Source organism: Psychrobacter sp. T6-5, from assembly GCF_052258485.2.
Lineage (GTDB): Bacteria > Pseudomonadota > Gammaproteobacteria > Pseudomonadales > Moraxellaceae > Psychrobacter.
The window spans coordinates 285,647-312,456 of record NZ_JBQQEY020000001.1; the positions used below are offsets into that span (position 1 = coordinate 285,647).

9 protein-coding genes, 6 tRNA genes and 9 rRNA genes are annotated in these 26,810 nt (G+C 45.7%); 22 read left to right on the top strand and 2 right to left on the bottom strand.

Going from position 1 to position 26,810, the window contains the following annotated elements:
- Position 1: 1 nt before the first annotated feature.
- A complete protein-coding gene (gene thrS, locus ACTXGK_RS15850; RefSeq protein ID WP_443514858.1) occupies positions 2-1,936 on the bottom strand; it encodes a threonine--tRNA ligase in 1,935 nt (644 codons plus the stop codon).
- A gap of 1,098 nt (positions 1,937-3,034) precedes the next feature.
- Here thrS and ACTXGK_RS15855 point away from each other — a divergent pair.
- The 19 genes from ACTXGK_RS15855 (at position 3,035) to ACTXGK_RS15945 (ending at position 22,691) form a co-directional block, all read left to right on the top strand.
- Positions 3,035-4,573 (top strand): 16S ribosomal RNA (locus ACTXGK_RS15855).
- Positions 4,574-4,648: 75 nt separating this feature from the next.
- A tRNA-Ile gene (locus tag ACTXGK_RS15860) sits at positions 4,649-4,725 on the top strand.
- 9 nt (positions 4,726-4,734) lie between these two features.
- Positions 4,735-4,810, top strand: a tRNA-Ala gene (locus ACTXGK_RS15865).
- 336 nt (positions 4,811-5,146) lie between these two features.
- Positions 5,147-8,002: ribosomal RNA gene (locus ACTXGK_RS15870) — 23S ribosomal RNA — on the top strand.
- Positions 8,003-8,171: 169 nt separating this feature from the next.
- Positions 8,172-8,285, top strand: a 5S ribosomal RNA gene (rrf, locus tag ACTXGK_RS15875).
- 693 nt (positions 8,286-8,978) lie between these two features.
- Positions 8,979-10,517, top strand: a 16S ribosomal RNA gene (locus ACTXGK_RS15880).
- Between the two features lie 75 nt (positions 10,518-10,592).
- Positions 10,593-10,669, top strand: a tRNA-Ile gene (locus ACTXGK_RS15885).
- 9 nt (positions 10,670-10,678) lie between these two features.
- Positions 10,679-10,754, top strand: a tRNA-Ala gene (locus tag ACTXGK_RS15890).
- A gap of 336 nt (positions 10,755-11,090) precedes the next feature.
- Positions 11,091-13,946, top strand: a 23S ribosomal RNA gene (locus ACTXGK_RS15895).
- Between the two features lie 168 nt (positions 13,947-14,114).
- Positions 14,115-14,228, top strand: a 5S ribosomal RNA gene (rrf, locus tag ACTXGK_RS15900).
- Between the two features lie 693 nt (positions 14,229-14,921).
- Positions 14,922-16,460 (top strand): 16S ribosomal RNA (locus ACTXGK_RS15905).
- Between the two features lie 75 nt (positions 16,461-16,535).
- Positions 16,536-16,612: transfer RNA gene (locus tag ACTXGK_RS15910), tRNA-Ile, on the top strand.
- A gap of 9 nt (positions 16,613-16,621) precedes the next feature.
- Positions 16,622-16,697: transfer RNA gene (locus ACTXGK_RS15915), tRNA-Ala, on the top strand.
- 336 nt (positions 16,698-17,033) lie between these two features.
- Positions 17,034-19,889, top strand: a 23S ribosomal RNA gene (locus tag ACTXGK_RS15920).
- Between the two features lie 171 nt (positions 19,890-20,060).
- Positions 20,061-20,174 (top strand): 5S ribosomal RNA (rrf, locus tag ACTXGK_RS15925).
- Together the 16S, 23S and 5S rRNA genes with 6 tRNA genes alongside form the textbook arrangement of a ribosomal RNA operon.
- Before the next feature lie 49 nt (positions 20,175-20,223).
- Complete coding sequence (locus tag ACTXGK_RS15930; RefSeq protein WP_443517401.1) at positions 20,224-20,535, top strand: hypothetical protein; 312 nt, start codon at positions 20,224-20,226, stop codon at positions 20,533-20,535.
- 291 nt (positions 20,536-20,826) lie between these two features.
- Complete coding sequence (locus ACTXGK_RS15935; RefSeq protein WP_443517400.1) at positions 20,827-21,642, top strand: hypothetical protein; 816 nt, start codon at positions 20,827-20,829, stop codon at positions 21,640-21,642.
- 111 nt (positions 21,643-21,753) lie between these two features.
- On the top strand, positions 21,754-22,350 hold the full coding sequence (locus ACTXGK_RS15940) for a hypothetical protein (protein WP_443517399.1): 597 nt from the start codon (positions 21,754-21,756) through the stop codon (positions 22,348-22,350).
- The gene (locus tag ACTXGK_RS15945) at positions 22,347-22,691 is read left to right on the top strand and encodes a hypothetical protein (RefSeq protein WP_443517398.1); all 345 of its coding nucleotides are present in this window, start codon (positions 22,347-22,349) and stop codon (positions 22,689-22,691) included. Before ACTXGK_RS15940 ends, ACTXGK_RS15945 begins: the two co-directional genes overlap by 4 nt.
- A gap of 54 nt (positions 22,692-22,745) precedes the next feature.
- Here the strand turns inward: ACTXGK_RS15945 and ACTXGK_RS15950 are convergent, their stop codons facing one another.
- Positions 22,746-23,006 (bottom strand): DUF1289 domain-containing protein, encoded by a 261-nt coding sequence (locus ACTXGK_RS15950; RefSeq protein ID WP_443517397.1) that lies wholly within the window; start codon positions 23,004-23,006, stop codon positions 22,746-22,748.
- 188 nt (positions 23,007-23,194) lie between these two features.
- On the opposite strand from ACTXGK_RS15950, the gene ACTXGK_RS15955 reads away from it, so the two are divergent.
- The 3 genes from ACTXGK_RS15955 to ACTXGK_RS15965 all read left to right on the top strand — a co-directional run bounded on the left by ACTXGK_RS15955 (position 23,195) and on the right by ACTXGK_RS15965 (position 26,725).
- On the top strand, positions 23,195-23,848 hold the full coding sequence (locus ACTXGK_RS15955) for a YqiA/YcfP family alpha/beta fold hydrolase (RefSeq protein ID WP_443517396.1): 654 nt from the start codon (positions 23,195-23,197) through the stop codon (positions 23,846-23,848).
- Between the two features lie 110 nt (positions 23,849-23,958).
- A complete protein-coding gene (parE, locus tag ACTXGK_RS15960; RefSeq protein ID WP_443517395.1) occupies positions 23,959-25,845 on the top strand; it encodes a DNA topoisomerase IV subunit B in 1,887 nt (628 codons plus the stop codon).
- Positions 25,846-25,996: 151 nt separating this feature from the next.
- A complete protein-coding gene (locus tag ACTXGK_RS15965) occupies positions 25,997-26,725 on the top strand; it encodes a lysophospholipid acyltransferase family protein (RefSeq protein ID WP_443517394.1) in 729 nt (242 codons plus the stop codon).
- Positions 26,726-26,810: the final 85 nt, after the last annotated feature.

The following is a 26,810-nucleotide window of genomic DNA, read 5'->3' on the forward strand; positions in this document are numbered from 1 at the left end:
ATTACTCCTCATCTGTTTTTGGGGTCTGTCGGCCTTTTTTACTGACAGCGGTCTGTACTAATGTAATAAATTCAGAAACACTCATCACGCCAAGGTTCTCACCTTCGCGAGTTCGGACGTTGACACTGCCCGATTCGACTTCTTTATCCCCTAATACTAGCATATAGGGAATACGTTCTAATGTTTTCTCTCGTATCTTAAATCCAATCTTTTCGTTACGCAAGTCGCTAATAGCGCGTAAACCTGCATTTTTGAGCTCGCTAACCACGTTTTCGCAGGCATCCGCTTGTTTATCAGTGATATTCATGACCACAACTTGCTGCGGTGCTAGCCATACTGGCATCCAACCGGCATAGTTTTCGATCAAAATACCAATGAAGCGCTCAAATGAACCTAAGATTGCACGGTGCAACATAATAGGCACTTCGCGATCGTTCTGCTCATTGACGAATTCTGCATCGAGGCGCTCAGGCATGTTTGGATCAACCTGAATGGTACCGCACTGCCAAATGCGTCCTAATGAATCCTTTAGACTAAACTCAATCTTTGGACCGTAGAAAGCGCCTTCGCCAGGCAGATAGTCCCAGTCTAGCCCTGAGCTATCAAGCGCATCTGCCAACGCTTTTTCTGCAAAATCCCAAGACTCGTCACTACCAACACGTTTTTCAGGACGAGTAGATAGCTTCATAATAATGTTGTCAAAGCCAAAATCTTCATAGACAGCAAGCGTTAGCTTAATAAAGTCAGCAACTTCTTGTTGAATCTGTGCCTGCGTACAGAAGATATGAGCATCATCTTGCGTAAAACCACGTACACGCATCAAACCATGCAGTGAACCTGATGGCTCGTTACGATGACAAGAACCAAATTCAGCCATACGTAGTGGCAAGTCACGGTAAGACTTTAGACCTTGATTAAACACTTGCACGTGACAAGGGCAGTTCATCGGCTTTACCGCATAATCACGGTTTTCACTAGAGGTCGTGAACATATTGGTTGCATAATTGCCCCAATGTCCTGAGCGCTCCCACAAGCTGCGATCGACGATTTGCGGTGTCTTAATCTCTTCGTAGCCATTATCATATTGTACTTTGCGCATATACTGCTCAAGTACTTGATAAATCGTCCAACCATTCGCATGCCAGAACACCATACCTGGCGCTTGCTCTTGCATATGAAATAGGTTTAACGCTTTACCAATTTTACGATGGTCACGCTTTTCAGCTTCTTCAATACGCTGGATATAGGCTTTTAACTGTTTTTTATCAGCCCAAGCAGTACCATAGATACGCTGTAATTGCTCGTTTTTCGCATCGCCGCGCCAATAAGCACCTGACATTTTGGTCAGTTTAAATACTTTCAAAAAGCGAGTATTTGGTACGTGCGGGCCACGGCACATGTCAACGTATTCTTGATGATGATACAGACCAAAGGCTTCTTCACCTGGCATATCATTAATTAGTTTTAACTTATAGTCTTCATTACGTGATTCAAAGATCTCGATCGCTTCGGCACGTGGCGTCATTTTTTTAATAACGTCATAATCTTGCTTGATAAGCTCCATCATACGTTTTTCAATCGCGTCCATATGCTCAGGCGTAAATGGCGTTTCACTAAAGATATCGTAGTAAAAACCATCATCAATAACAGGACCGATGACCATCTTCACATCAGGATATAGCTGTTTAACCGCATGACCTAATAAGTGAGCGCATGAGTGACGAATGATATCAACACCATCGTCATCTTTTGGCGTTACGATTTCAACGTTGGCATCAGCGACGATAGGATCGTGCGCATCTACTAGATGACCATTGACACGTCCAGCAACTGTCGCTTTAGCGAGCCCTGTCCCAATACTTTGCGCCACTTCCATGACTGTTGTATGACCTTCGAAGTTTTTCACGCTACCATCGGGTAAAGTAATCGCTACCATAATCTATTCGCCTGTTATTGGGTCCGTTGGCAGTGATGATTGCAACAATCAATCATATAACCGTGAGACCGCATCAATTATATCTAATCGTTGTGATATATAGTGAGAGTGACACATTACTTGCTACTACTGTGTACTGCTATATATTGTGGGTTTTATTGGTTATTCAAGAGTATCAAACCAATACCGACATCATAGACAGAACCCTGTCATCTATCTAATATAGATAATCAGCAAAAATAAGTAATGTAATAAAAGGGTGATTATAGCAAAAACCGTCTACCAACACTAGATATCATGGGATAGAGCCTTAATCTCAATAAGAAATAACCTGCGAAAGTTATTTTTGAACATTTCAAAATAGAATGTTGGCAAAACTATATAAAACTTGGCGATTGACCTTATATGTAGTGATGTTTGTAGTAATCTCAATATTGGAGGTATGAGTAGGAGTGCCTTAAAAGAGGTAGAAGATAATTCAAAGATAATAAACGGCAATACATATCTGATAAAACTATCAATTAAAGCACGCTTCTATTATCTTTTTAAAGGAGCCAATCCCAACCCATTGAAAGAATTACCATTTTCATATTTTTCTAAAATAAGATTAAAAACATTAATAAAACAGGTTGACACAAAAATTAAACCCTCTATAATACGCCCTCATCAGACGGACTAGCGGCAACGAATATGTGAATTACATATTACTAACGCAGTTAACTTGGTGAAACGAAATTATAAAAAAGCTTGACAAACCTAATCTATATGATAAGATAGTCGGCTCGCTAGATAGCTTAACCGGAGACGGAAAAGCTGGAAAGCAAAAGATTTACCCTATATATCGATGACTGGACGACAGTGATTGAGACTATTTAAAAGCATAACTAAAGAACAACTTGTGTGGATTTTTGCTGATTCAGAATGCTAAAAAATAAAGTTGGTCGACTATCTTTTCGGTAGAACACTAACTATAAAAATTATCATTTAAGACAGCAGAAAAACTCAAAGTTAATTCATTACGAACATAATTTTTAGCGATTTTGCCAGATTAGATGAGCCAAGTTTAGAAGCTTCTTTAAAGAGCTTCATAGCAAGATTAAACTGAAGAGTTTGATCATGGCTCAGATTGAACGCTGGCGGCAGGCTTAACACATGCAAGTCGAGCGGTAACATTTCTAGCTTGCTAGAAGATGACGAGCGGCGGACGGGTGAGTAATACTTAGGAATCTACCTAGTAGTGGGGGATAGCACGGGGAAACTCGTATTAATACCGCATACGTCCTACGGGAGAAAGGGGGCAACTTGTTGCTCTCGCTATTAGATGAGCCTAAGTCGGATTAGCTAGATGGTGGGGTAAAGGCCTACCATGGCGACGATCTGTAGCTGGTCTGAGAGGATGATCAGCCACACCGGGACTGAGACACGGCCCGGACTCCTACGGGAGGCAGCAGTGGGGAATATTGGACAATGGGGGAAACCCTGATCCAGCCATGCCGCGTGTGTGAAGAAGGCCTTTTGGTTGTAAAGCACTTTAAGCAGTGAAGAAGACTCTTCGGTTAATACCCGGAGACGATGACATTAGCTGCAGAATAAGCACCGGCTAACTCTGTGCCAGCAGCCGCGGTAATACAGAGGGTGCAAGCGTTAATCGGAATTACTGGGCGTAAAGCGAGCGTAGGTGGCTTGATAAGTCAGATGTGAAATCCCCGGGCTTAACCTGGGAACTGCATCTGAAACTGTTAGGCTAGAGTAGGTGAGAGGGAAGTAGAATTTCAGGTGTAGCGGTGAAATGCGTAGAGATCTGAAGGAATACCGATGGCGAAGGCAGCTTCCTGGCATCATACTGACACTGAGGCTCGAAAGCGTGGGTAGCAAACAGGATTAGATACCCTGGTAGTCCACGCCGTAAACGATGTCTACTAGTCGTTGGGTCCCTTGAGGACTTAGTGACGCAGCTAACGCAATAAGTAGACCGCCTGGGGAGTACGGCCGCAAGGTTAAAACTCAAATGAATTGACGGGGGCCCGCACAAGCGGTGGAGCATGTGGTTTAATTCGATGCAACGCGAAGAACCTTACCTGGTCTTGACATATCTAGAATCCTGCAGAGATGCGGGAGTGCCTTCGGGAATTAGAATACAGGTGCTGCATGGCTGTCGTCAGCTCGTGTCGTGAGATGTTGGGTTAAGTCCCGCAACGAGCGCAACCCTTGTCCTTAGTTACCAGCGGGTTAAGCCGGGAACTCTAAGGATACTGCCAGTGACAAACTGGAGGAAGGCGGGGACGACGTCAAGTCATCATGGCCCTTACGACCAGGGCTACACACGTGCTACAATGGTAGGTACAGAGGGCAGCTACACAGCGATGTGATGCGAATCTCAAAAAGCCTATCGTAGTCCAGATTGGAGTCTGCAACTCGACTCCATGAAGTAGGAATCGCTAGTAATCGCGGATCAGAATGCCGCGGTGAATACGTTCCCGGGCCTTGTACACACCGCCCGTCACACCATGGGAGTTGATTGCACCAGAAGTGGATAGCTTAACCTTAGGGGGAGCGTTCACCACGGTGTGGTTGATGACTGGGGTGAAGTCGTAACAAGGTAGCCGTAGGGGAACCTGCGGCTGGATCACCTCCTTATAGACGCATTCGGTCAGCAAGAATTCACAACAAGTTGTTCTTTAGTTTAAGCTTACGTTTTTAACAAACGTATTAGGGTCTGTAGCTCAGCTGGTTAGAGCACCGTGTTGATAACGCGGGGGTCAGTGGTTCGAGTCCACTTAGACCCACCATTTTATAATGGGGCCATAGCTCAGTTGGTAGAGCGCCTGCCTTGCACGCAGGAGGTCAACGGTTCGACTCCGTTTGGCTCCACCACTACTAAGACGGTCAGTAAGCTTTAAGTGCTAAGAGTATAAATAGAAACAAGTGATTGTGATTGATTACTTCTTTCTGTTTTATACAGAACCTGTTATTCGACGAGGATACAGGAACTATTTAAAAACATAGATATGAGTCTGGGTTAGGAAGCGCGTGTTCACGCGCACTTCCTAACCTTAATAACTCACCTCTTAACGACATCAGTTGTTATCCCAGGGGTGAGTTATTAAAAAAAGTAAAGAGAACTGAATCAAGCGTATAAACATAGGTGATATCGTTATCATAATTAGATTGTATGACACTTAGAAGTCGAAAGACTACTTGGGGTTGTATGGTCAAGTAATGAAGCGCACATGGTGGATGCCTTGGCAGTCAGAGGCGATGAAAGACGTGACAGCCTGCGATAAGCTTCGGGGAGGCGGCAATATCCTGTGATCCGGAGATTTCTGAATGGGGAAACCCACCTACCATAAGGTAGGTATCCTAATTTATTAGGAAGCGAACGAGGGGAAGTGAAACATCTCAGTACCCTTAGGAATAGACATCAATTGAGATTCCCCTAGTAGCGGCGAGCGAACGGGGAGAAGCCGATTAGTACTAATGTAGAAGAACAGCGTGGGAAAGCTGACCGTAGTAGGTGATAGTCCTGTATTCGAAACATTAGCATTAACATATTAAGTAGAGCGGGGCACGAGAAATCCTGTTTGAAGATGGGGGGACCATCCTCCAAGGCTAAATACTCCTGACTGACCGATAGTGAACCAGTACCGTGAGGGAAAGGCGAAAAGAACCCCTGTGAGGGGAGTGAAATAGAACCTGAAACCGTGTGCGTACAAGCAGTGGGAGCCCACTTGTTGGGTGACCGCGTACCTTTTGTATAATGGGTCAGCGACTTATATTCTGTAGCAAGGTTAACCGTTTAGGGGAGCCGTAGGGAAACCGAGTCTTAATAGGGCGAATAGTTGCAGGGTATAGACCCGAAACCGAGTGATCTATCCATGAGCAGGTTGAAAGTGCCGTAACAGGCACCGGAGGACCGAACCCACTGTCGTTGAAAAGCCAGGGGATGACTTGTGGATAGGGGTGAAAGGCTAATCAAACTCGGTGATAGCTGGTTCTCCCCGAAAGCTATTTAGGTAGCGCCTCGGACGAACACCATTGGGGGTAGAGCACTGTTTCGGCTAGGGGGTCATACCGACTTACCAAACCGATGCAAACTCCGAATACCGATGAGTGATATCCGGGAGACACACGGTGGGTGCTAACGTCCATCGTGGAGAGGGAAACAACCCAGACCGCCAGCTAAGGCCCCAAATTCCTAGTTAAGTGGGAAACGAGGTGGGAAGGCATAGACAGCTAGGAGGTTGGCTTAGAAGCAGCCATCCTTTAAAGAAAGCGTAATAGCTCACTAGTCGAGTCGGCCCGCGCGGAAGATGTAACGGGGCTCAAACTAGGAGCCGAAGCTGCGGATTTGAATTTGTTTTCAAGTGGTAGGGGAGCGTTGTGTAAGCCTGTGAAGGTGTGTTGTAAAGCATGCTGGAGGTATCACAAGAGCGAATGCTGACGTGAGTAACGATAATGCGAGTGAAAAGCTCGCACGCCGGAAGATCAAGGGTTCCAGTCCAACGTTAATCGGGGCTGGGTGAGTCGACCCCTAAGGCGAGGCCGAAAGGCGTAGTCGATGGGAAATCGGTTAATATTCCGATACTTGTTTATAATGCGATGGAGGGACGGAGAAGGTTATGTCAGCCTGGCGTTGGTTGTCCAGGTGAAAGGATGTAGGTTTATAGCTTAGGTAAATCCGGGCTATTTTATACCGAGATCTGATAGCAAGCTGTACTTGTACAGCGAAGTGGCAAATACCATGCTTCCAGGAAAAGCTTCTAAGCAATAGTTATAAACGAATCGTACCCTAAACCGACACAGGTGATCAGGTAGAGAATACCAAGGCGCTTGAGAGAACTCTGCTGAAGGAACTAGGCAAAATGGTACCGTAACTTCGGGAGAAGGTACGCTGTTGATGGTGATAGGACTTGCTCCTTGAGCTGTTGGCAGTCGCAGATACCAGGCTGCTGCAACTGTTTATTAAAAACACAGCACTCTGCAAACACGAAAGTGGACGTATAGGGTGTGATGTCTGCCCGGTGCTGGAAGGTTAATTGATGGGGTTAGCGTAAGCGAAGCTCTTGATCGAAGCCCCAGTAAACGGCGGCCGTAACTATAACGGTCCTAAGGTAGCGAAATTCCTTGTCGGGTAAGTTCCGACCTGCACGAATGACATAATGATGGCAGCGCTGTCTCCAGCAGAGACTCAGTGAAATCGAAATCGCAGTGAAGATGCTGTGTACCCGCGGCTAGACGGAAAGACCCCGTGAACCTTTACTACAGCTTTACATTGAACTTTGACCTGACTTGTGCAGGATAGGTGGGAGGCTTTGAAGCCGAGACGCTAGTCTTGGTGGAGCCAATCTTGAAATACCACCCTGGTCATGTTGGGGTTCTAACTCAGGTATAACAATACCGAGGACAATGTATGGTGGGTAGTTTGACTGGGGCGGTCTCCTCCTAAAGAGTAACGGAGGAGTACGAAGGTGCGCTCAGACCGGTCGGAAATCGGTCGTAGAGTATAAAGGCAAAAGCGCGCTTAACTGCGAGACCCACAAGTCGAGCAGGTACGAAAGTAGGTCTTAGTGATCCGGTGGTTCTGTATGGAAGGGCCATCGCTCAACGGATAAAAGGTACTCTGGGGATAACAGGCTGATACCGCCCAAGAGTTCATATCGACGGCGGTGTTTGGCACCTCGATGTCGGCTCATCTCATCCTAGGGCTGAAGCAGGTCCTAAGGGTATGGCTGTTCGCCATTTAAAGAGGTACGCGAGCTGGGTTTAGAACGTCGTGAGACAGTTCGGTCCCTATCTACCGTGGGCGTTGGAAATTTGAGAGGATCTGCTCCTAGTACGAGAGGACCAGAGTGGACGAACCTCTGGTGTTCGGGTTGTCACGCCAGTGGCATTGCCCGGTAGCTACGTTCGGATGGGATAACCGCTGAAAGCATCTAAGCGGGAAGCCCACCTCAAGATTAGATTTCCCTAAAGAGCCGTTCAAGACTAGGACGTTGATAGGCAGGGTGTGGAAGCACAGCGATGTGTGTAGCTAACCTGTACTAATTGCTCGTTTGGCTTGACCATACAACACCCAAGTGGTTTGTATACAAGTCTAATTAATCTATCTTGTATAGCTTACGCTATAGAATAAAGAAAGAATATTTCGATATCACCTTTGACCTTGATTCAGTTAGGTTAAGTGATACTTAGTCAATAAGTAAAACAATAAACAGACTCATATCTAACCCCCTTTGCTGACGACAATAGCGCGATGGCCCCACCTGATCCCTTCCCGAACTCAGAAGTGAAACATCGTTGCGCCAATGGTAGTGTGGTTCGCCCATGTGAGAGTAGGTCATCGTCAGCTCTCTATTCTGACTAGCCCCTTGATACTAACGTATCAAGGGGCTTTTCTTTGTCTAAAATTTAAGAGAAGCTAGACTCAAGTTTTATATATAAAGATCTATTGGTAAAATAGTCACAATACTTCTTGCGTTCTCATTAGATGTGCGTATAATGCCACCCAGTCAAAAGGGAAGTGGTAAGGAATCTTAAGTAATTAAGTTATTTCAAACTAAATAGAAAATACCTCTTGACTAAATAAATAAAGAGTCTATAATACGCCCTCATCAGACGGACTAGCGGCAACGGATATGTGAATTACATATTACTAACCCAGTTAACCTGTTGAAACAAATTAAAATAAAGCTTGACAAACCTAATCTATATGATAAGATAGTCGGCTCGCTAGATAGCTTAACCGGAGACGGAAAAGCTGGAAAGCAAAAGATTTACCCTATATATCGATGACTGGACGACAGTGATTGAGACTATTTAAAAGCATAACTAAAGAACAACTTGTGTGGATTTTTGCTGATTCAGAATGCTAAAAAATAAAGTTGGTCGACTATCTTTTCGGTAGAACACTAACTATAAAAATTATCATTTAAGACAGCAGAAAAACTCAAAGTTAATTCATTACGAACATAATTTTTAGCGATTTTGCCAGATTAGATGAGCCAAGTTTAGAAGCTTCTTTAAAGAGCTTCATAGCAAGATTAAACTGAAGAGTTTGATCATGGCTCAGATTGAACGCTGGCGGCAGGCTTAACACATGCAAGTCGAGCGGTAACATTTCTAGCTTGCTAGAAGATGACGAGCGGCGGACGGGTGAGTAATACTTAGGAATCTACCTAGTAGTGGGGGATAGCACGGGGAAACTCGTATTAATACCGCATACGTCCTACGGGAGAAAGGGGGCAACTTGTTGCTCTCGCTATTAGATGAGCCTAAGTCGGATTAGCTAGATGGTGGGGTAAAGGCCTACCATGGCGACGATCTGTAGCTGGTCTGAGAGGATGATCAGCCACACCGGGACTGAGACACGGCCCGGACTCCTACGGGAGGCAGCAGTGGGGAATATTGGACAATGGGGGAAACCCTGATCCAGCCATGCCGCGTGTGTGAAGAAGGCCTTTTGGTTGTAAAGCACTTTAAGCAGTGAAGAAGACTCTTCGGTTAATACCCGGAGACGATGACATTAGCTGCAGAATAAGCACCGGCTAACTCTGTGCCAGCAGCCGCGGTAATACAGAGGGTGCAAGCGTTAATCGGAATTACTGGGCGTAAAGCGAGCGTAGGTGGCTTGATAAGTCAGATGTGAAATCCCCGGGCTTAACCTGGGAACTGCATCTGAAACTGTTAGGCTAGAGTAGGTGAGAGGGAAGTAGAATTTCAGGTGTAGCGGTGAAATGCGTAGAGATCTGAAGGAATACCGATGGCGAAGGCAGCTTCCTGGCATCATACTGACACTGAGGCTCGAAAGCGTGGGTAGCAAACAGGATTAGATACCCTGGTAGTCCACGCCGTAAACGATGTCTACTAGTCGTTGGGTCCCTTGAGGACTTAGTGACGCAGCTAACGCAATAAGTAGACCGCCTGGGGAGTACGGCCGCAAGGTTAAAACTCAAATGAATTGACGGGGGCCCGCACAAGCGGTGGAGCATGTGGTTTAATTCGATGCAACGCGAAGAACCTTACCTGGTCTTGACATATCTAGAATCCTGCAGAGATGCGGGAGTGCCTTCGGGAATTAGAATACAGGTGCTGCATGGCTGTCGTCAGCTCGTGTCGTGAGATGTTGGGTTAAGTCCCGCAACGAGCGCAACCCTTGTCCTTAGTTACCAGCGGGTTAAGCCGGGAACTCTAAGGATACTGCCAGTGACAAACTGGAGGAAGGCGGGGACGACGTCAAGTCATCATGGCCCTTACGACCAGGGCTACACACGTGCTACAATGGTAGGTACAGAGGGCAGCTACACAGCGATGTGATGCGAATCTCAAAAAGCCTATCGTAGTCCAGATTGGAGTCTGCAACTCGACTCCATGAAGTAGGAATCGCTAGTAATCGCGGATCAGAATGCCGCGGTGAATACGTTCCCGGGCCTTGTACACACCGCCCGTCACACCATGGGAGTTGATTGCACCAGAAGTGGATAGCTTAACCTTAGGGGGAGCGTTCACCACGGTGTGGTTGATGACTGGGGTGAAGTCGTAACAAGGTAGCCGTAGGGGAACCTGCGGCTGGATCACCTCCTTATAGACGCATTCGGTCAGCAAGAATTCACAACAAGTTGTTCTTTAGTTTAAGCTTACGTTTTTAACAAACGTATTAGGGTCTGTAGCTCAGCTGGTTAGAGCACCGTGTTGATAACGCGGGGGTCAGTGGTTCGAGTCCACTTAGACCCACCATTTTATAATGGGGCCATAGCTCAGTTGGTAGAGCGCCTGCCTTGCACGCAGGAGGTCAACGGTTCGACTCCGTTTGGCTCCACCACTACTAAGACGGTCAGTAAGCTTTAAGTGCTAAGAGTATAAATAGAAACAAGTGATTGTGATTGATTACTTCTTTCTGTTTTATACAGAACCTGTTATTCGACGAGGATACAGGAACTATTTAAAAACATAGATATGAGTCTGGGTTAGGAAGCGCGTGTTCACGCGCACTTCCTAACCTTAATAACTCACCTCTTAACGACATCAGTTGTTATCCCAGGGGTGAGTTATTAAAAAAAGTAAAGAGAACTGAATCAAGCGTATAAACATAGGTGATATCGTTATCATAATTAGATTGTATGACACTTAGAAGTCGAAAGACTACTTGGGGTTGTATGGTCAAGTAATGAAGCGCACATGGTGGATGCCTTGGCAGTCAGAGGCGATGAAAGACGTGACAGCCTGCGATAAGCTTCGGGGAGGCGGCAATATCCTGTGATCCGGAGATTTCTGAATGGGGAAACCCACCTACCATAAGGTAGGTATCCTAATTTATTAGGAAGCGAACGAGGGGAAGTGAAACATCTCAGTACCCTTAGGAATAGACATCAATTGAGATTCCCCTAGTAGCGGCGAGCGAACGGGGAGAAGCCGATTAGTACTAATGTAGAAGAACAGCGTGGGAAAGCTGACCGTAGTAGGTGATAGTCCTGTATTCGAAACATTAGCATTAACATATTAAGTAGAGCGGGGCACGAGAAATCCTGTTTGAAGATGGGGGGACCATCCTCCAAGGCTAAATACTCCTGACTGACCGATAGTGAACCAGTACCGTGAGGGAAAGGCGAAAAGAACCCCTGTGAGGGGAGTGAAATAGAACCTGAAACCGTGTGCGTACAAGCAGTGGGAGCCCACTTGTTGGGTGACCGCGTACCTTTTGTATAATGGGTCAGCGACTTATATTCTGTAGCAAGGTTAACCGTTTAGGGGAGCCGTAGGGAAACCGAGTCTTAATAGGGCGAATAGTTGCAGGGTATAGACCCGAAACCGAGTGATCTATCCATGAGCAGGTTGAAAGTGCCGTAACAGGCACCGGAGGACCGAACCCACTGTCGTTGAAAAGCCAGGGGATGACTTGTGGATAGGGGTGAAAGGCTAATCAAACTCGGTGATAGCTGGTTCTCCCCGAAAGCTATTTAGGTAGCGCCTCGGACGAACACCATTGGGGGTAGAGCACTGTTTCGGCTAGGGGGTCATACCGACTTACCAAACCGATGCAAACTCCGAATACCGATGAGTGATATCCGGGAGACACACGGTGGGTGCTAACGTCCATCGTGGAGAGGGAAACAACCCAGACCGCCAGCTAAGGCCCCAAATTCCTAGTTAAGTGGGAAACGAGGTGGGAAGGCATAGACAGCTAGGAGGTTGGCTTAGAAGCAGCCATCCTTTAAAGAAAGCGTAATAGCTCACTAGTCGAGTCGGCCCGCGCGGAAGATGTAACGGGGCTCAAACTAGGAGCCGAAGCTGCGGATTTGAATTTGTTTTCAAGTGGTAGGGGAGCGTTGTGTAAGCCTGTGAAGGTGTGTTGTAAAGCATGCTGGAGGTATCACAAGAGCGAATGCTGACGTGAGTAACGATAATGCGAGTGAAAAGCTCGCACGCCGGAAGATCAAGGGTTCCAGTCCAACGTTAATCGGGGCTGGGTGAGTCGACCCCTAAGGCGAGGCCGAAAGGCGTAGTCGATGGGAAATCGGTTAATATTCCGATACTTGTTTATAATGCGATGGAGGGACGGAGAAGGTTATGTCAGCCTGGCGTTGGTTGTCCAGGTGAAAGGATGTAGGTTTATAGCTTAGGTAAATCCGGGCTATTTTATACCGAGATCTGATAGCAAGCTGTACTTGTACAGCGAAGTGGCAAATACCATGCTTCCAGGAAAAGCTTCTAAGCAATAGTTATAAACGAATCGTACCCTAAACCGACACAGGTGATCAGGTAGAGAATACCAAGGCGCTTGAGAGAACTCTGCTGAAGGAACTAGGCAAAATGGTACCGTAACTTCGGGAGAAGGTACGCTGTTGATGGTGATAGGACTTGCTCCTTGAGCTGTTGGCAGTCGCAGATACCAGGCTGCTGCAACTGTTTATTAAAAACACAGCACTCTGCAAACACGAAAGTGGACGTATAGGGTGTGATGTCTGCCCGGTGCTGGAAGGTTAATTGATGGGGTTAGCGTAAGCGAAGCTCTTGATCGAAGCCCCAGTAAACGGCGGCCGTAACTATAACGGTCCTAAGGTAGCGAAATTCCTTGTCGGGTAAGTTCCGACCTGCACGAATGACATAATGATGGCAGCGCTGTCTCCAGCAGAGACTCAGTGAAATCGAAATCGCAGTGAAGATGCTGTGTACCCGCGGCTAGACGGAAAGACCCCGTGAACCTTTACTACAGCTTTACATTGAACTTTGACCTGACTTGTGCAGGATAGGTGGGAGGCTTTGAAGCCGAGACGCTAGTCTTGGTGGAGCCAATCTTGAAATACCACCCTGGTCATGTTGGGGTTCTAACTCAGGTATAACAATACCGAGGACAATGTATGGTGGGTAGTTTGACTGGGGCGGTCTCCTCCTAAAGAGTAACGGAGGAGTACGAAGGTGCGCTCAGACCGGTCGGAAATCGGTCGTAGAGTATAAAGGCAAAAGCGCGCTTAACTGCGAGACCCACAAGTCGAGCAGGTACGAAAGTAGGTCTTAGTGATCCGGTGGTTCTGTATGGAAGGGCCATCGCTCAACGGATAAAAGGTACTCTGGGGATAACAGGCTGATACCGCCCAAGAGTTCATATCGACGGCGGTGTTTGGCACCTCGATGTCGGCTCATCTCATCCTAGGGCTGAAGCAGGTCCTAAGGGTATGGCTGTTCGCCATTTAAAGAGGTACGCGAGCTGGGTTTAGAACGTCGTGAGACAGTTCGGTCCCTATCTACCGTGGGCGTTGGAAATTTGAGAGGATCTGCTCCTAGTACGAGAGGACCAGAGTGGACGAACCTCTGGTGTTCGGGTTGTCACGCCAGTGGCATTGCCCGGTAGCTACGTTCGGATGGGATAACCGCTGAAAGCATCTAAGCGGGAAGCCCACCTCAAGATTAGATTTCCCTAAAGAGCCGTTCAAGACTAGGACGTTGATAGGCAGGGTGTGGAAGCACAGCGATGTGTGTAGCTAACCTGTACTAATTGCTCGTTTGGCTTGACCATACAACACCCAAGTGGTTTGTATACAAGTCTAATTAATCTATCTTGTATAGCTTACGCTATAGAATAAAGAAAGAATATTTCGATATCACCTTTGACCTTGATTCAGTTAGGTTAAGTGATACTTAGTCAATAAGTAAAACAACAACAGACTCATATCTAACCCCCTTTGCTGACGACAATAGCGCGATGGCCCCACCTGATCCCTTCCCGAACTCAGAAGTGAAACATCGTTGCGCCAATGGTAGTGTGGTTCGCCCATGTGAGAGTAGGTCATCGTCAGCTCTCTATTCTGACTAGCCCCTTGATACTAACGTATCAAGGGGCTTTTCTTTGTCTAAAATTTAAGAGAAGCTAGACTCAAGTTTTATATATAAAGATCTATTGGTAAAATAGTCACAATACTTCTTGCGTTCTCATTAGATGTGCGTATAATGCCACCCAGTCAAAAGGGAAGTGGTAAGGAATCTTAAGTAATTAAGTTATTTCAAACTAAATAGAAAATACCTCTTGACTAAATAAATAAAGAGTCTATAATACGCCCTCATCAGACGGACTAGCGGCAACGGATATGTGAATTACATATTACTAACCCAGTTAACCTGTTGAAACAAATTAAAATAAAGCTTGACAAACCTAATCTATATGATAAGATAGTCGGCTCGCTAGATAGCTTAACCGGAGACGGAAAAGCTGGAAAGCAAAAGATTTACCCTATATATCGATGACTGGACGACAGTGATTGAGACTATTTAAAAGCATAACTAAAGAACAACTTGTGTGGATTTTTGCTGATTCAGAATGCTAAAAAATAAAGTTGGTCGACTATCTTTTCGGTAGAACACTAACTATAAAAATTATCATTTAAGACAGCAGAAAAACTCAAAGTTAATTCATTACGAACATAATTTTTAGCGATTTTGCCAGATTAGATGAGCCAAGTTTAGAAGCTTCTTTAAAGAGCTTCATAGCAAGATTAAACTGAAGAGTTTGATCATGGCTCAGATTGAACGCTGGCGGCAGGCTTAACACATGCAAGTCGAGCGGTAACATTTCTAGCTTGCTAGAAGATGACGAGCGGCGGACGGGTGAGTAATACTTAGGAATCTACCTAGTAGTGGGGGATAGCACGGGGAAACTCGTATTAATACCGCATACGTCCTACGGGAGAAAGGGGGCAACTTGTTGCTCTCGCTATTAGATGAGCCTAAGTCGGATTAGCTAGATGGTGGGGTAAAGGCCTACCATGGCGACGATCTGTAGCTGGTCTGAGAGGATGATCAGCCACACCGGGACTGAGACACGGCCCGGACTCCTACGGGAGGCAGCAGTGGGGAATATTGGACAATGGGGGAAACCCTGATCCAGCCATGCCGCGTGTGTGAAGAAGGCCTTTTGGTTGTAAAGCACTTTAAGCAGTGAAGAAGACTCTTCGGTTAATACCCGGAGACGATGACATTAGCTGCAGAATAAGCACCGGCTAACTCTGTGCCAGCAGCCGCGGTAATACAGAGGGTGCAAGCGTTAATCGGAATTACTGGGCGTAAAGCGAGCGTAGGTGGCTTGATAAGTCAGATGTGAAATCCCCGGGCTTAACCTGGGAACTGCATCTGAAACTGTTAGGCTAGAGTAGGTGAGAGGGAAGTAGAATTTCAGGTGTAGCGGTGAAATGCGTAGAGATCTGAAGGAATACCGATGGCGAAGGCAGCTTCCTGGCATCATACTGACACTGAGGCTCGAAAGCGTGGGTAGCAAACAGGATTAGATACCCTGGTAGTCCACGCCGTAAACGATGTCTACTAGTCGTTGGGTCCCTTGAGGACTTAGTGACGCAGCTAACGCAATAAGTAGACCGCCTGGGGAGTACGGCCGCAAGGTTAAAACTCAAATGAATTGACGGGGGCCCGCACAAGCGGTGGAGCATGTGGTTTAATTCGATGCAACGCGAAGAACCTTACCTGGTCTTGACATATCTAGAATCCTGCAGAGATGCGGGAGTGCCTTCGGGAATTAGAATACAGGTGCTGCATGGCTGTCGTCAGCTCGTGTCGTGAGATGTTGGGTTAAGTCCCGCAACGAGCGCAACCCTTGTCCTTAGTTACCAGCGGGTTAAGCCGGGAACTCTAAGGATACTGCCAGTGACAAACTGGAGGAAGGCGGGGACGACGTCAAGTCATCATGGCCCTTACGACCAGGGCTACACACGTGCTACAATGGTAGGTACAGAGGGCAGCTACACAGCGATGTGATGCGAATCTCAAAAAGCCTATCGTAGTCCAGATTGGAGTCTGCAACTCGACTCCATGAAGTAGGAATCGCTAGTAATCGCGGATCAGAATGCCGCGGTGAATACGTTCCCGGGCCTTGTACACACCGCCCGTCACACCATGGGAGTTGATTGCACCAGAAGTGGATAGCTTAACCTTAGGGGGAGCGTTCACCACGGTGTGGTTGATGACTGGGGTGAAGTCGTAACAAGGTAGCCGTAGGGGAACCTGCGGCTGGATCACCTCCTTATAGACGCATTCGGTCAGCAAGAATTCACAACAAGTTGTTCTTTAGTTTAAGCTTACGTTTTTAACAAACGTATTAGGGTCTGTAGCTCAGCTGGTTAGAGCACCGTGTTGATAACGCGGGGGTCAGTGGTTCGAGTCCACTTAGACCCACCATTTTATAATGGGGCCATAGCTCAGTTGGTAGAGCGCCTGCCTTGCACGCAGGAGGTCAACGGTTCGACTCCGTTTGGCTCCACCACTACTAAGACGGTCAGTAAGCTTTAAGTGCTAAGAGTATAAATAGAAACAAGTGATTGTGATTGATTACTTCTTTCTGTTTTATACAGAACCTGTTATTCGACGAGGATACAGGAACTATTTAAAAACATAGATATGAGTCTGGGTTAGGAAGCGCGTGTTCACGCGCACTTCCTAACCTTAATAACTCACCTCTTAACGACATCAGTTGTTATCCCAGGGGTGAGTTATTAAAAAAAGTAAAGAGAACTGAATCAAGCGTATAAACATAGGTGATATCGTTATCATAATTAGATTGTATGACACTTAGAAGTCGAAAGACTACTTGGGGTTGTATGGTCAAGTAATGAAGCGCACATGGTGGATGCCTTGGCAGTCAGAGGCGATGAAAGACGTGACAGCCTGCGATAAGCTTCGGGGAGGCGGCAATATCCTGTGATCCGGAGATTTCTGAATGGGGAAACCCACCTACCATAAGGTAGGTATCCTAATTTATTAGGAAGCGAACGAGGGGAAGTGAAACATCTCAGTACCCTTAGGAATAGACATCAATTGAGATTCCCCTAGTAGCGGCGAGCGAACGGGGAGAAGCCGATTAGTACTAATGTAGAAGAACAGCGTGGGAAAGCTGACCGTAGTAGGTGATAGTCCTGTATTCGAAACATTAGCATTAACATATTAAGTAGAGCGGGGCACGAGAAATCCTGTTTGAAGATGGGGGGACCATCCTCCAAGGCTAAATACTCCTGACTGACCGATAGTGAACCAGTACCGTGAGGGAAAGGCGAAAAGAACCCCTGTGAGGGGAGTGAAATAGAACCTGAAACCGTGTGCGTACAAGCAGTGGGAGCCCACTTGTTGGGTGACCGCGTACCTTTTGTATAATGGGTCAGCGACTTATATTCTGTAGCAAGGTTAACCGTTTAGGGGAGCCGTAGGGAAACCGAGTCTTAATAGGGCGAATAGTTGCAGGGTATAGACCCGAAACCGAGTGATCTATCCATGAGCAGGTTGAAAGTGCCGTAACAGGCACCGGAGGACCGAACCCACTGTCGTTGAAAAGCCAGGGGATGACTTGTGGATAGGGGTGAAAGGCTAATCAAACTCGGTGATAGCTGGTTCTCCCCGAAAGCTATTTAGGTAGCGCCTCGGACGAACACCATTGGGGGTAGAGCACTGTTTCGGCTAGGGGGTCATACCGACTTACCAAACCGATGCAAACTCCGAATACCGATGAGTGATATCCGGGAGACACACGGTGGGTGCTAACGTCCATCGTGGAGAGGGAAACAACCCAGACCGCCAGCTAAGGCCCCAAATTCCTAGTTAAGTGGGAAACGAGGTGGGAAGGCATAGACAGCTAGGAGGTTGGCTTAGAAGCAGCCATCCTTTAAAGAAAGCGTAATAGCTCACTAGTCGAGTCGGCCCGCGCGGAAGATGTAACGGGGCTCAAACTAGGAGCCGAAGCTGCGGATTTGAATTTGTTTTCAAGTGGTAGGGGAGCGTTGTGTAAGCCTGTGAAGGTGTGTTGTAAAGCATGCTGGAGGTATCACAAGAGCGAATGCTGACGTGAGTAACGATAATGCGAGTGAAAAGCTCGCACGCCGGAAGATCAAGGGTTCCAGTCCAACGTTAATCGGGGCTGGGTGAGTCGACCCCTAAGGCGAGGCCGAAAGGCGTAGTCGATGGGAAATCGGTTAATATTCCGATACTTGTTTATAATGCGATGGAGGGACGGAGAAGGTTATGTCAGCCTGGCGTTGGTTGTCCAGGTGAAAGGATGTAGGTTTATAGCTTAGGTAAATCCGGGCTATTTTATACCGAGATCTGATAGCAAGCTGTACTTGTACAGCGAAGTGGCAAATACCATGCTTCCAGGAAAAGCTTCTAAGCAATAGTTATAAACGAATCGTACCCTAAACCGACACAGGTGATCAGGTAGAGAATACCAAGGCGCTTGAGAGAACTCTGCTGAAGGAACTAGGCAAAATGGTACCGTAACTTCGGGAGAAGGTACGCTGTTGATGGTGATAGGACTTGCTCCTTGAGCTGTTGGCAGTCGCAGATACCAGGCTGCTGCAACTGTTTATTAAAAACACAGCACTCTGCAAACACGAAAGTGGACGTATAGGGTGTGATGTCTGCCCGGTGCTGGAAGGTTAATTGATGGGGTTAGCGTAAGCGAAGCTCTTGATCGAAGCCCCAGTAAACGGCGGCCGTAACTATAACGGTCCTAAGGTAGCGAAATTCCTTGTCGGGTAAGTTCCGACCTGCACGAATGACATAATGATGGCAGCGCTGTCTCCAGCAGAGACTCAGTGAAATCGAAATCGCAGTGAAGATGCTGTGTACCCGCGGCTAGACGGAAAGACCCCGTGAACCTTTACTACAGCTTTACATTGAACTTTGACCTGACTTGTGCAGGATAGGTGGGAGGCTTTGAAGCCGAGACGCTAGTCTTGGTGGAGCCAATCTTGAAATACCACCCTGGTCATGTTGGGGTTCTAACTCAGGTATAACAATACCGAGGACAATGTATGGTGGGTAGTTTGACTGGGGCGGTCTCCTCCTAAAGAGTAACGGAGGAGTACGAAGGTGCGCTCAGACCGGTCGGAAATCGGTCGTAGAGTATAAAGGCAAAAGCGCGCTTAACTGCGAGACCCACAAGTCGAGCAGGTACGAAAGTAGGTCTTAGTGATCCGGTGGTTCTGTATGGAAGGGCCATCGCTCAACGGATAAAAGGTACTCTGGGGATAACAGGCTGATACCGCCCAAGAGTTCATATCGACGGCGGTGTTTGGCACCTCGATGTCGGCTCATCTCATCCTAGGGCTGAAGCAGGTCCTAAGGGTATGGCTGTTCGCCATTTAAAGAGGTACGCGAGCTGGGTTTAGAACGTCGTGAGACAGTTCGGTCCCTATCTACCGTGGGCGTTGGAAATTTGAGAGGATCTGCTCCTAGTACGAGAGGACCAGAGTGGACGAACCTCTGGTGTTCGGGTTGTCACGCCAGTGGCATTGCCCGGTAGCTACGTTCGGATGGGATAACCGCTGAAAGCATCTAAGCGGGAAGCCCACCTCAAGATTAGATTTCCCTAAAGAGCCGTTCAAGACTAGGACGTTGATAGGCAGGGTGTGGAAGCACAGCGATGTGTGTAGCTAACCTGTACTAATTGCTCGTTTGGCTTGACCATACAACACCCAAGTGGTTTGTATCAAGTCTAATTAATCTATCTTGTATAAGCGTAAGCTTATAGAATAAAGAAAGAACATTTCGATATCACCGTTAACCTTGATTCAGTTAGGTTAAGTGATACTTAGTCAAATAAGTAAAACAATAAACAGACTCATATCTAACCCCCTTTGCTGACGACAATAGCGCGATGGCCCCACCTGATCCCTTCCCGAACTCAGAAGTGAAACATCGTTGCGCCAATGGTAGTGTGGTTCGCCCATGTGAGAGTAGGTCATCGTCAGCTCTCTATTCTGAAATATCCCCCGACTAGTTATCTAGCCGGGGGATTTTCTTTGTGTGTTATTTCCCAAAACTCAAATGACCTGTACGGTATCGCTACGGCGACACCGATGGATGCACCTGTCGGCAAATGGGTATACAAGTCGATGACTGAAGACTTTGGCGCAACGCCTGCACAAGTCCGTATTCGTATGGTAGTTGGCACTGTACCAACGACAGATATTGTATACGCTCTTCAAGTGCTATTTGTTATCGTACCTTTAGTCAATGCCGATAATCATCATGCTGTTAATGAGAACATGCATATGGGCAACTATATTAATGGCGCACGTACTCTCTATAGTTTAGTGAACAGTCCTTTATAAAAAAAGACTGAGTAGGGTAATAATGTTCATGCTCGATTGATAACAACATTACGATAGGAAGTAGTTGATCCTTTATCGAACTCAGAAGTGAAACAACGTAGTGTGGTTTACCTTCCTGATAATAGACTGTCATTATTTATCTATTCTAACCTTCCTTAGATAGTCATCTGTTCGAGGTTTTTTTATTCTATTAGCTTATTTTGTGAACTTATACTTTTTATTAGTGCTAATATCATAAAATTAGGTTTTGATTAATTTTGGATTAACACTATAGATGAATTGAGAGGTAATATGCCTAATAAAATTTTCTTAGAAAACTATTCGCTTTATCGAAAATTCCAAATAAAAACACTCCCGGATACTTTAGACAAATGGCCTATTGTGAGTATTAATATGTCTTGTCCAGAATGTAAGTCAAACCAGACTTTCGTCATGAACAATGAATATTGGGAGAATTTTCAATACATGAATTATCCTTCTGAAAATGTTAGTGTTAGGCTTGTATATCTTTGTACTCATTGCCAAAAATTTGAACGTCTATTCTATGTTAAGGCAGGCGGAAATAGACAAAATTCATGGTACATGAAAATAGGACAGTTTCCTGCGTGGGAAGTGTCTGGAGATATCAATATTGAACGTCTTCTTGGCAATCATGCTGGTTACTATAAGAAAGGGCTAATTTGTGAGTCTCAAGGCTACGGCATTGGAGCCTTTGGTTATTATCGACGGATAGTCGAAGAAGTAATCGATGAGTTGCTCGAAGAAATAGCTGACCTTTTATCTGGCGAAGAACTTGATGTATACCAGATTGCGCTTGAGAAAACGAAAACAACAATTGTGACTGCTGACAAAATAGAGATTGTAAAAGACCTTTTACCAGCGATATTGCGTCCTGATGGAATGAATCCTTTGGCTGCATTACATTCAACTTTAAGCCAAGGTTTACATGCAGAATCAGATGAAGATTGCTTAGATTTAGCAGAGAATTGTAGGGAAATATTAGTCTTCTTGGTCAATCAAGTTGCAGCTAGTAAGCAAGCAGCAAAGTCATTCACTGCAAGTATGAGAAAACTATTAGATAAAAAATCAGAGAAGAATAATTCATAGGTATATACTCTTTAACCGATATAACCTTTAAATTTATTTGTTATTGCATTGAAGATTAAATATATTTTTCTCAAAAAGTGTATATATTCTTACTTGAAAGGACTCATAAAGATGCCATTTAATGATCTAATGACTGACACTGTAAATTTGTTAAAAAAAGATGGGGAAGTAATTTCAAATATCAGTTCGAGTGTGCAGAAGAATAAAATTTTTATTCAACGCTCTGATATTCTTATAGAGACAGGCGATTTAATTCAGCGTTCAATGAGTAATGGAGCAGAAGAAACATACAAGGTTATTGATCCAGGCTTTCATGAGAAGTTGCATAGTATTCCTGCTGGTTACCAGATGGATGTGATTAAACTTGGTCTTCCTGAAGCTAAAACTGCTGTTCAGCATATCACTTATAACGTTTCTGGAGTAAACAATCGTTTCAACCAGAACTCAATAGATAACTCTGTAAATGTTGTGAATTCAAATCTAGAGGTTCAAGAGTATATATCTGCTTTGCGCGATGAAATTGATAAGTTAAGTCTTTCTAAAGAAGAGCAACAGGCATCCTATGAAGTTATTGATGTAGTTGAAGCTCAGTTTGAAGGTGGTAAGCCAAGTAAAACAGTTGTGCAAACGCTTTTAAATGGACTACCTAATGCAGGCAGTGTTGCTACAATTAGTTCTTTCCTCCTTTCTTTGTTGGATAAATTATGAAATTAGATGATTTCGTTGCAGAAACATTAAAGCAGATTATTAAAGGCGTAGTTGAGGCACAGGAATATGGGAATACTCAAAATGCTCATATAAACCCTATTACAGCAAGGTTTAATAGTAATACTGAAGCCCAGATGGTTTGTCGAAAAACTGGCATGCCATTACAAAAAATTGGGTTCGACATTGCTGTTACAGTGACTGAGAAACTAAGTTCAGCAAATAATGGAGAGTCTATAGGTTCTATTTCTGTAACTTCAGTAAATTCAACTAGTTCACAAAATAGTTCGGTGAGCAGAATTCAATTTGAAGTTCCAATACTATTGCCTAATACTGCAACTTGAAAATAGTTCCAGTCGTCACATAAGGATTAAAGTAGTAGTCATAACTTTCATCTCTCAAAACAACTCACCCATCTCAACGTCTTCTTCAAAATCAAATCCTAGCTGCTCGTTTTTACGTAGCCGCATGAGTTCGATACGAAGTTTACGTCCTGCGATAAGCCTTAGCACTTCGCGTTGCTGCTCTGTCGTCATATGATGCCATCGTTGGCGCTCGGCTCGACTGCGCAGGCAACCAAAGCAATAGCCTTTTTTATTACTTTGACAGACACCGATACAAGGGTTGTCAATCTCGAACAGCTCAAACTGTTGATTCATGGCGACTCCATTGCTATTACCGTCATTCCTTTGACTGGCACAAAACGATTATGACCATATTATTATGTCGCAAATACCGACTAATAGTGTGCCGTCTTATTGTTATTATTTTTGCGCATCGGGTGCTATGCTTAGCGTCACTGGCCTATATAAGACAATCATAACAAAATTAATAAGTGAGATGATACGTGAACCTGATTTATATCCATGGATTGGACAGCGATGCCAACTCGACCAAAGGGATGCTGTTAGAAAAATATTGTCAGCATCATTATCCTGATATCACGGTACTGCGTCCTGATTTGAATAAATCGCCTGCGCAAGTGCGTGAGCAGCTGTTGTCATTGATAGAAGGGTTAAATAATAGCAAAGATGAGCAGACGGAATCGTCCAACACGGTATTGGTCGGTAGCTCATTGGGTGGGTATTTTTCTACGTTAATCAGCAATCAAATAGGTTGCCCTGCACTATTGTTAAACCCCAGCACGCAGCCTCATATTACCCTACAGCGCTTTTCTGATAACTCAGTATCAAATCAAGACAATAGTGATGAGTCATCGGATAATAAAGTCCTGCATACGACGGCTGGCGGCTGGCGTATTACGCCGTCAGATTTACAGTGGTTTGCAGATCATCAAATCTCTCAAGTCACTTATCCTAGTAAAGTTGCTGTGCTGCTCAAACAAGGTGATGAGCTATTAAACTCTGAGTTGTCTCAGGCCTTTTATGAAGGGCAAGGCGCTAGGGTAACCATGCAGATAGGCGGCGATCATCGCTTTAGTGATTTTGCGGAGCAGCTATCGATGGTGATAGAAGTGATACAGGGTTTAGTAAAGTCTTAGATAGACGACATTATATGACGTGAACGATGGACTATTGACCTTAACGTCGCTGTTTTTGGTTATAATGAATAAATAGAATTAAACGCATATGAATAGTTAAGGATGCATTTGTGAGTCAATATAATGCGCAATCGTTAGAAGTTTTAGAAGGGCTTGAACCCGTACGTCGTCGCCCAGGTATGTATACCGATACCACGCGTCCAAACCATTTGGCGCAAGAGGTCATTGATAACTCGGTGGATGAAGCGTTGGCGGGTTATGCCAAAACCATCAAGGTGCAGCTGCACAGTGATGGGTCGCTGTCTGTCGAAGATGATGGTCGCGGTATGCCGACTGATATTCACCCTGAATTTGGTCAATCCGGTATTGAGCTAATTTTGACCCGTTTGCATGCGGGTGGCAAGTTTTCGACTTCTAATTATGAAGTATCAGGCGGTCTGCATGGTGTGGGTATCTCTGTCGTCAATGCGTTATCCACACGTGTTGAAGTGACGGTATGGCGTGATAGCACCCAGTTTGATATGGCGTTTGAGAATGGCGCACCCGTGACGCCGTTGACCGAGGCGGTCAGCTCCAACAAACGCAAACGTGGTACCAAAGTGCACTTTTGGGCCGACGGCAGTTTCTTTGATACGCCCAAATTTAATGTCAAACAGCTCAAGCACAATTTAAAAGCCAAAGCAGTTTTGGCCGCGGGACTGACGATTGAATTTACCGATGATATAAATGATGAAAAGGTCGTTTGGCAGTTTACTGATGGGGTTGTCGAGTATCTAAGCGAGCAGTTAGATGGCCTTGAAACATTGCCAGAAGCACCGTTTTATTATAATTACGATGCGAAAGCGGGTGAACGTGCTGCTATTACCTTTGCATTGTCTTGGTTGCCCGATGGTGGCACACCTATTCAGGAAAGCTATGTGAACCTGATCCCGACAGCGCAGGGCGGTACGCACGTCAACGGTCTGCGTACGGGTATTTTAGAAGCATTACGTGAGTTTTGTGATATTCATAACTTGCTACCGCGCAGTGTGAAGCTAACGGCAGAAGATGTCTGGGATGGGGTGAACTATATCTTGTCTCTCAAGTTTTCTGAGCCGCAGTTTTCTGGTCAGACCAAAGAACGCCTATCTAGCCGCGAGGCTGCTGGTGCCGTACAGACCTTGGCAAAAGATGCGTTTAGCTTATGGCTCAACCAACATGCTGACATGGGTACGCAGATTGCGGAATTGGCGATTAATAAAGCTGGACGTCGCCTAAAATCAGCCAAAAAAGTCGCCCGTAAGAAAATCACTCAGGGACCAGCGTTGCCGGGTAAGTTGGCAGATTGTCGCGGTGATCTTCGTGATGGCGCTGAGCTATTTTTGGTAGAGGGTGACTCTGCAGGCGGCAGTGCCAAGCAAGCACGTGATCGTCATTATCAAGCGATATTGCCATTGCGTGGTAAAATCCTAAATACATGGGAAGTGTCTTCAGACACGGTACTATCAAGCCAAGAGATTCATGATATCGCTATTGCGATCGGTGTGGATCCCGCCTCTGATGATCTGTCCGAGCTGCGCTATGACAAGATATGCATCTTGGCAGATGCGGATTCTGACGGGCTACATATTGCGACGTTGATCTGTGCGTTGTTTGTGAAGCATTTCCCTGCGTTGGTGGATGCTGGTCACCTGTTTGTTGCCATGCCGCCATTGTATCGCGTGGACGTGGGTAAAGAAGTCCACTATGCATTGGATGAGCCAGAGCTTGCGCATATTCTATCCAATGTACCGGGCAATAAAAAAGCGCAAATCACCCGTTTTAAGGGTCTCGGTGAGATGAGTGCTGAGCAATTGCGCGAGACGACGATGAGCCGTGATACACGCCGCTTGGTGCAGCTTGATATGGACGATATGGTACTGACCAATGGCATCATGGATATGCTACTGGCGAAAAAACGTGCCGCTGATCGCAAGTCGTGGCTTGAGAGTAAAGGGGATTTGGCGGATATTTCTTAAAAAGGATGGATGTGTCTTGAAAGTATGTAGTGGCCTTTAACCGCGTACCGTACAAAATGCCCACATAGGCCATTACTTATATTTATCGTTGAGCACTTTATCGCATAATAAAAGCACGCAAAACTCAGCCTAGCTATATAGGCTTAATGGTATGATGTCAGTACCTTCATTATATTGTGCTGTCATGATGCCAAAGATTTTTAAACGCTCTAAGTCCGATGCTGCGCCATCTACGCGCTCGAAAATACTGCCGAGCCTCAGTAGAAAACAAGTGGGTGATAAGGTTCCTAGGCGCGGCAATAAAATATCGCCTGTCATCGGCTTATGGCTCATGAAGACAGCAGGATGGCGGACCGTTGGTGAGATTCCTAATATCTCTCAAGCCGTGGTATTGGCGCTACCGCATACTTCTAATGTCGATGGAGTTTATGCCATACCCAGCTTATTTGCGCTGGATTTGAAAATCAGTATCATGGGTAAGCACACACTATTTAAAGTGCCTATATTTGCGCAATTATTGGATTGGATGGGCATTATTCCGATCAATCGCACTGATAAAGGCTCAGTACTACAAGCGAGTATCGATAAATTTAAGTCAGGTGAGCCGCTATTTTTGGGGTTAGCGCCAGAGGGGACTCGGAAATATACTGAAAGCTGGAAAACGGGGTTTTACTATTTGGCCGTTGGTGCGGGCGTTCCTATCTTGCCAGTCGCACTGGATTATAATACCAAGGAAGTGCGTTTCTTATCGCTGATTCATCCAACTGGAGATATCGAAGCGGATTTATCGAAGATTTATGCTCAATATCAAGGTGTGATGCCGCGCCACCCTGAGCGTTTGTCGCAGCCGCTACAGGATATCAATAACGCCGCTAAATAAGCTTTTATCATGTAACGTTAAAAATAAAAAAGCCCCTGATATGATAATATCAGGGGCTTTTTTTGAGTGATTTTACTTTGGCTTT

Bases quoted from the DNA above. Each gene is read 5' to 3' on its own strand.
- thrS (WP_443514858.1), bottom strand. From the start codon at position 1,936: ATGGTAGCGATTACTTTACCCGATGGTAGCGTGAAAAACTTCGAAGGT.
- ACTXGK_RS15935 (WP_443517400.1), top strand. From the start codon at position 20,827: ATGCCTAATAAAATTTTCTTAGAAAACTATTCGCTTTATCGAAAATTC.
- ACTXGK_RS15940 (WP_443517399.1), top strand. From the start codon at position 21,754: ATGCCATTTAATGATCTAATGACTGACACTGTAAATTTGTTAAAAAAA.
- ACTXGK_RS15945 (WP_443517398.1), top strand. From the start codon at position 22,347: ATGAAATTAGATGATTTCGTTGCAGAAACATTAAAGCAGATTATTAAA.
- ACTXGK_RS15950 (WP_443517397.1), bottom strand. From the start codon at position 23,006: ATGAATCAACAGTTTGAGCTGTTCGAGATTGACAACCCTTGTATCGGT.
- ACTXGK_RS15965 (WP_443517394.1), top strand. From the start codon at position 25,997: ATGATGTCAGTACCTTCATTATATTGTGCTGTCATGATGCCAAAGATT.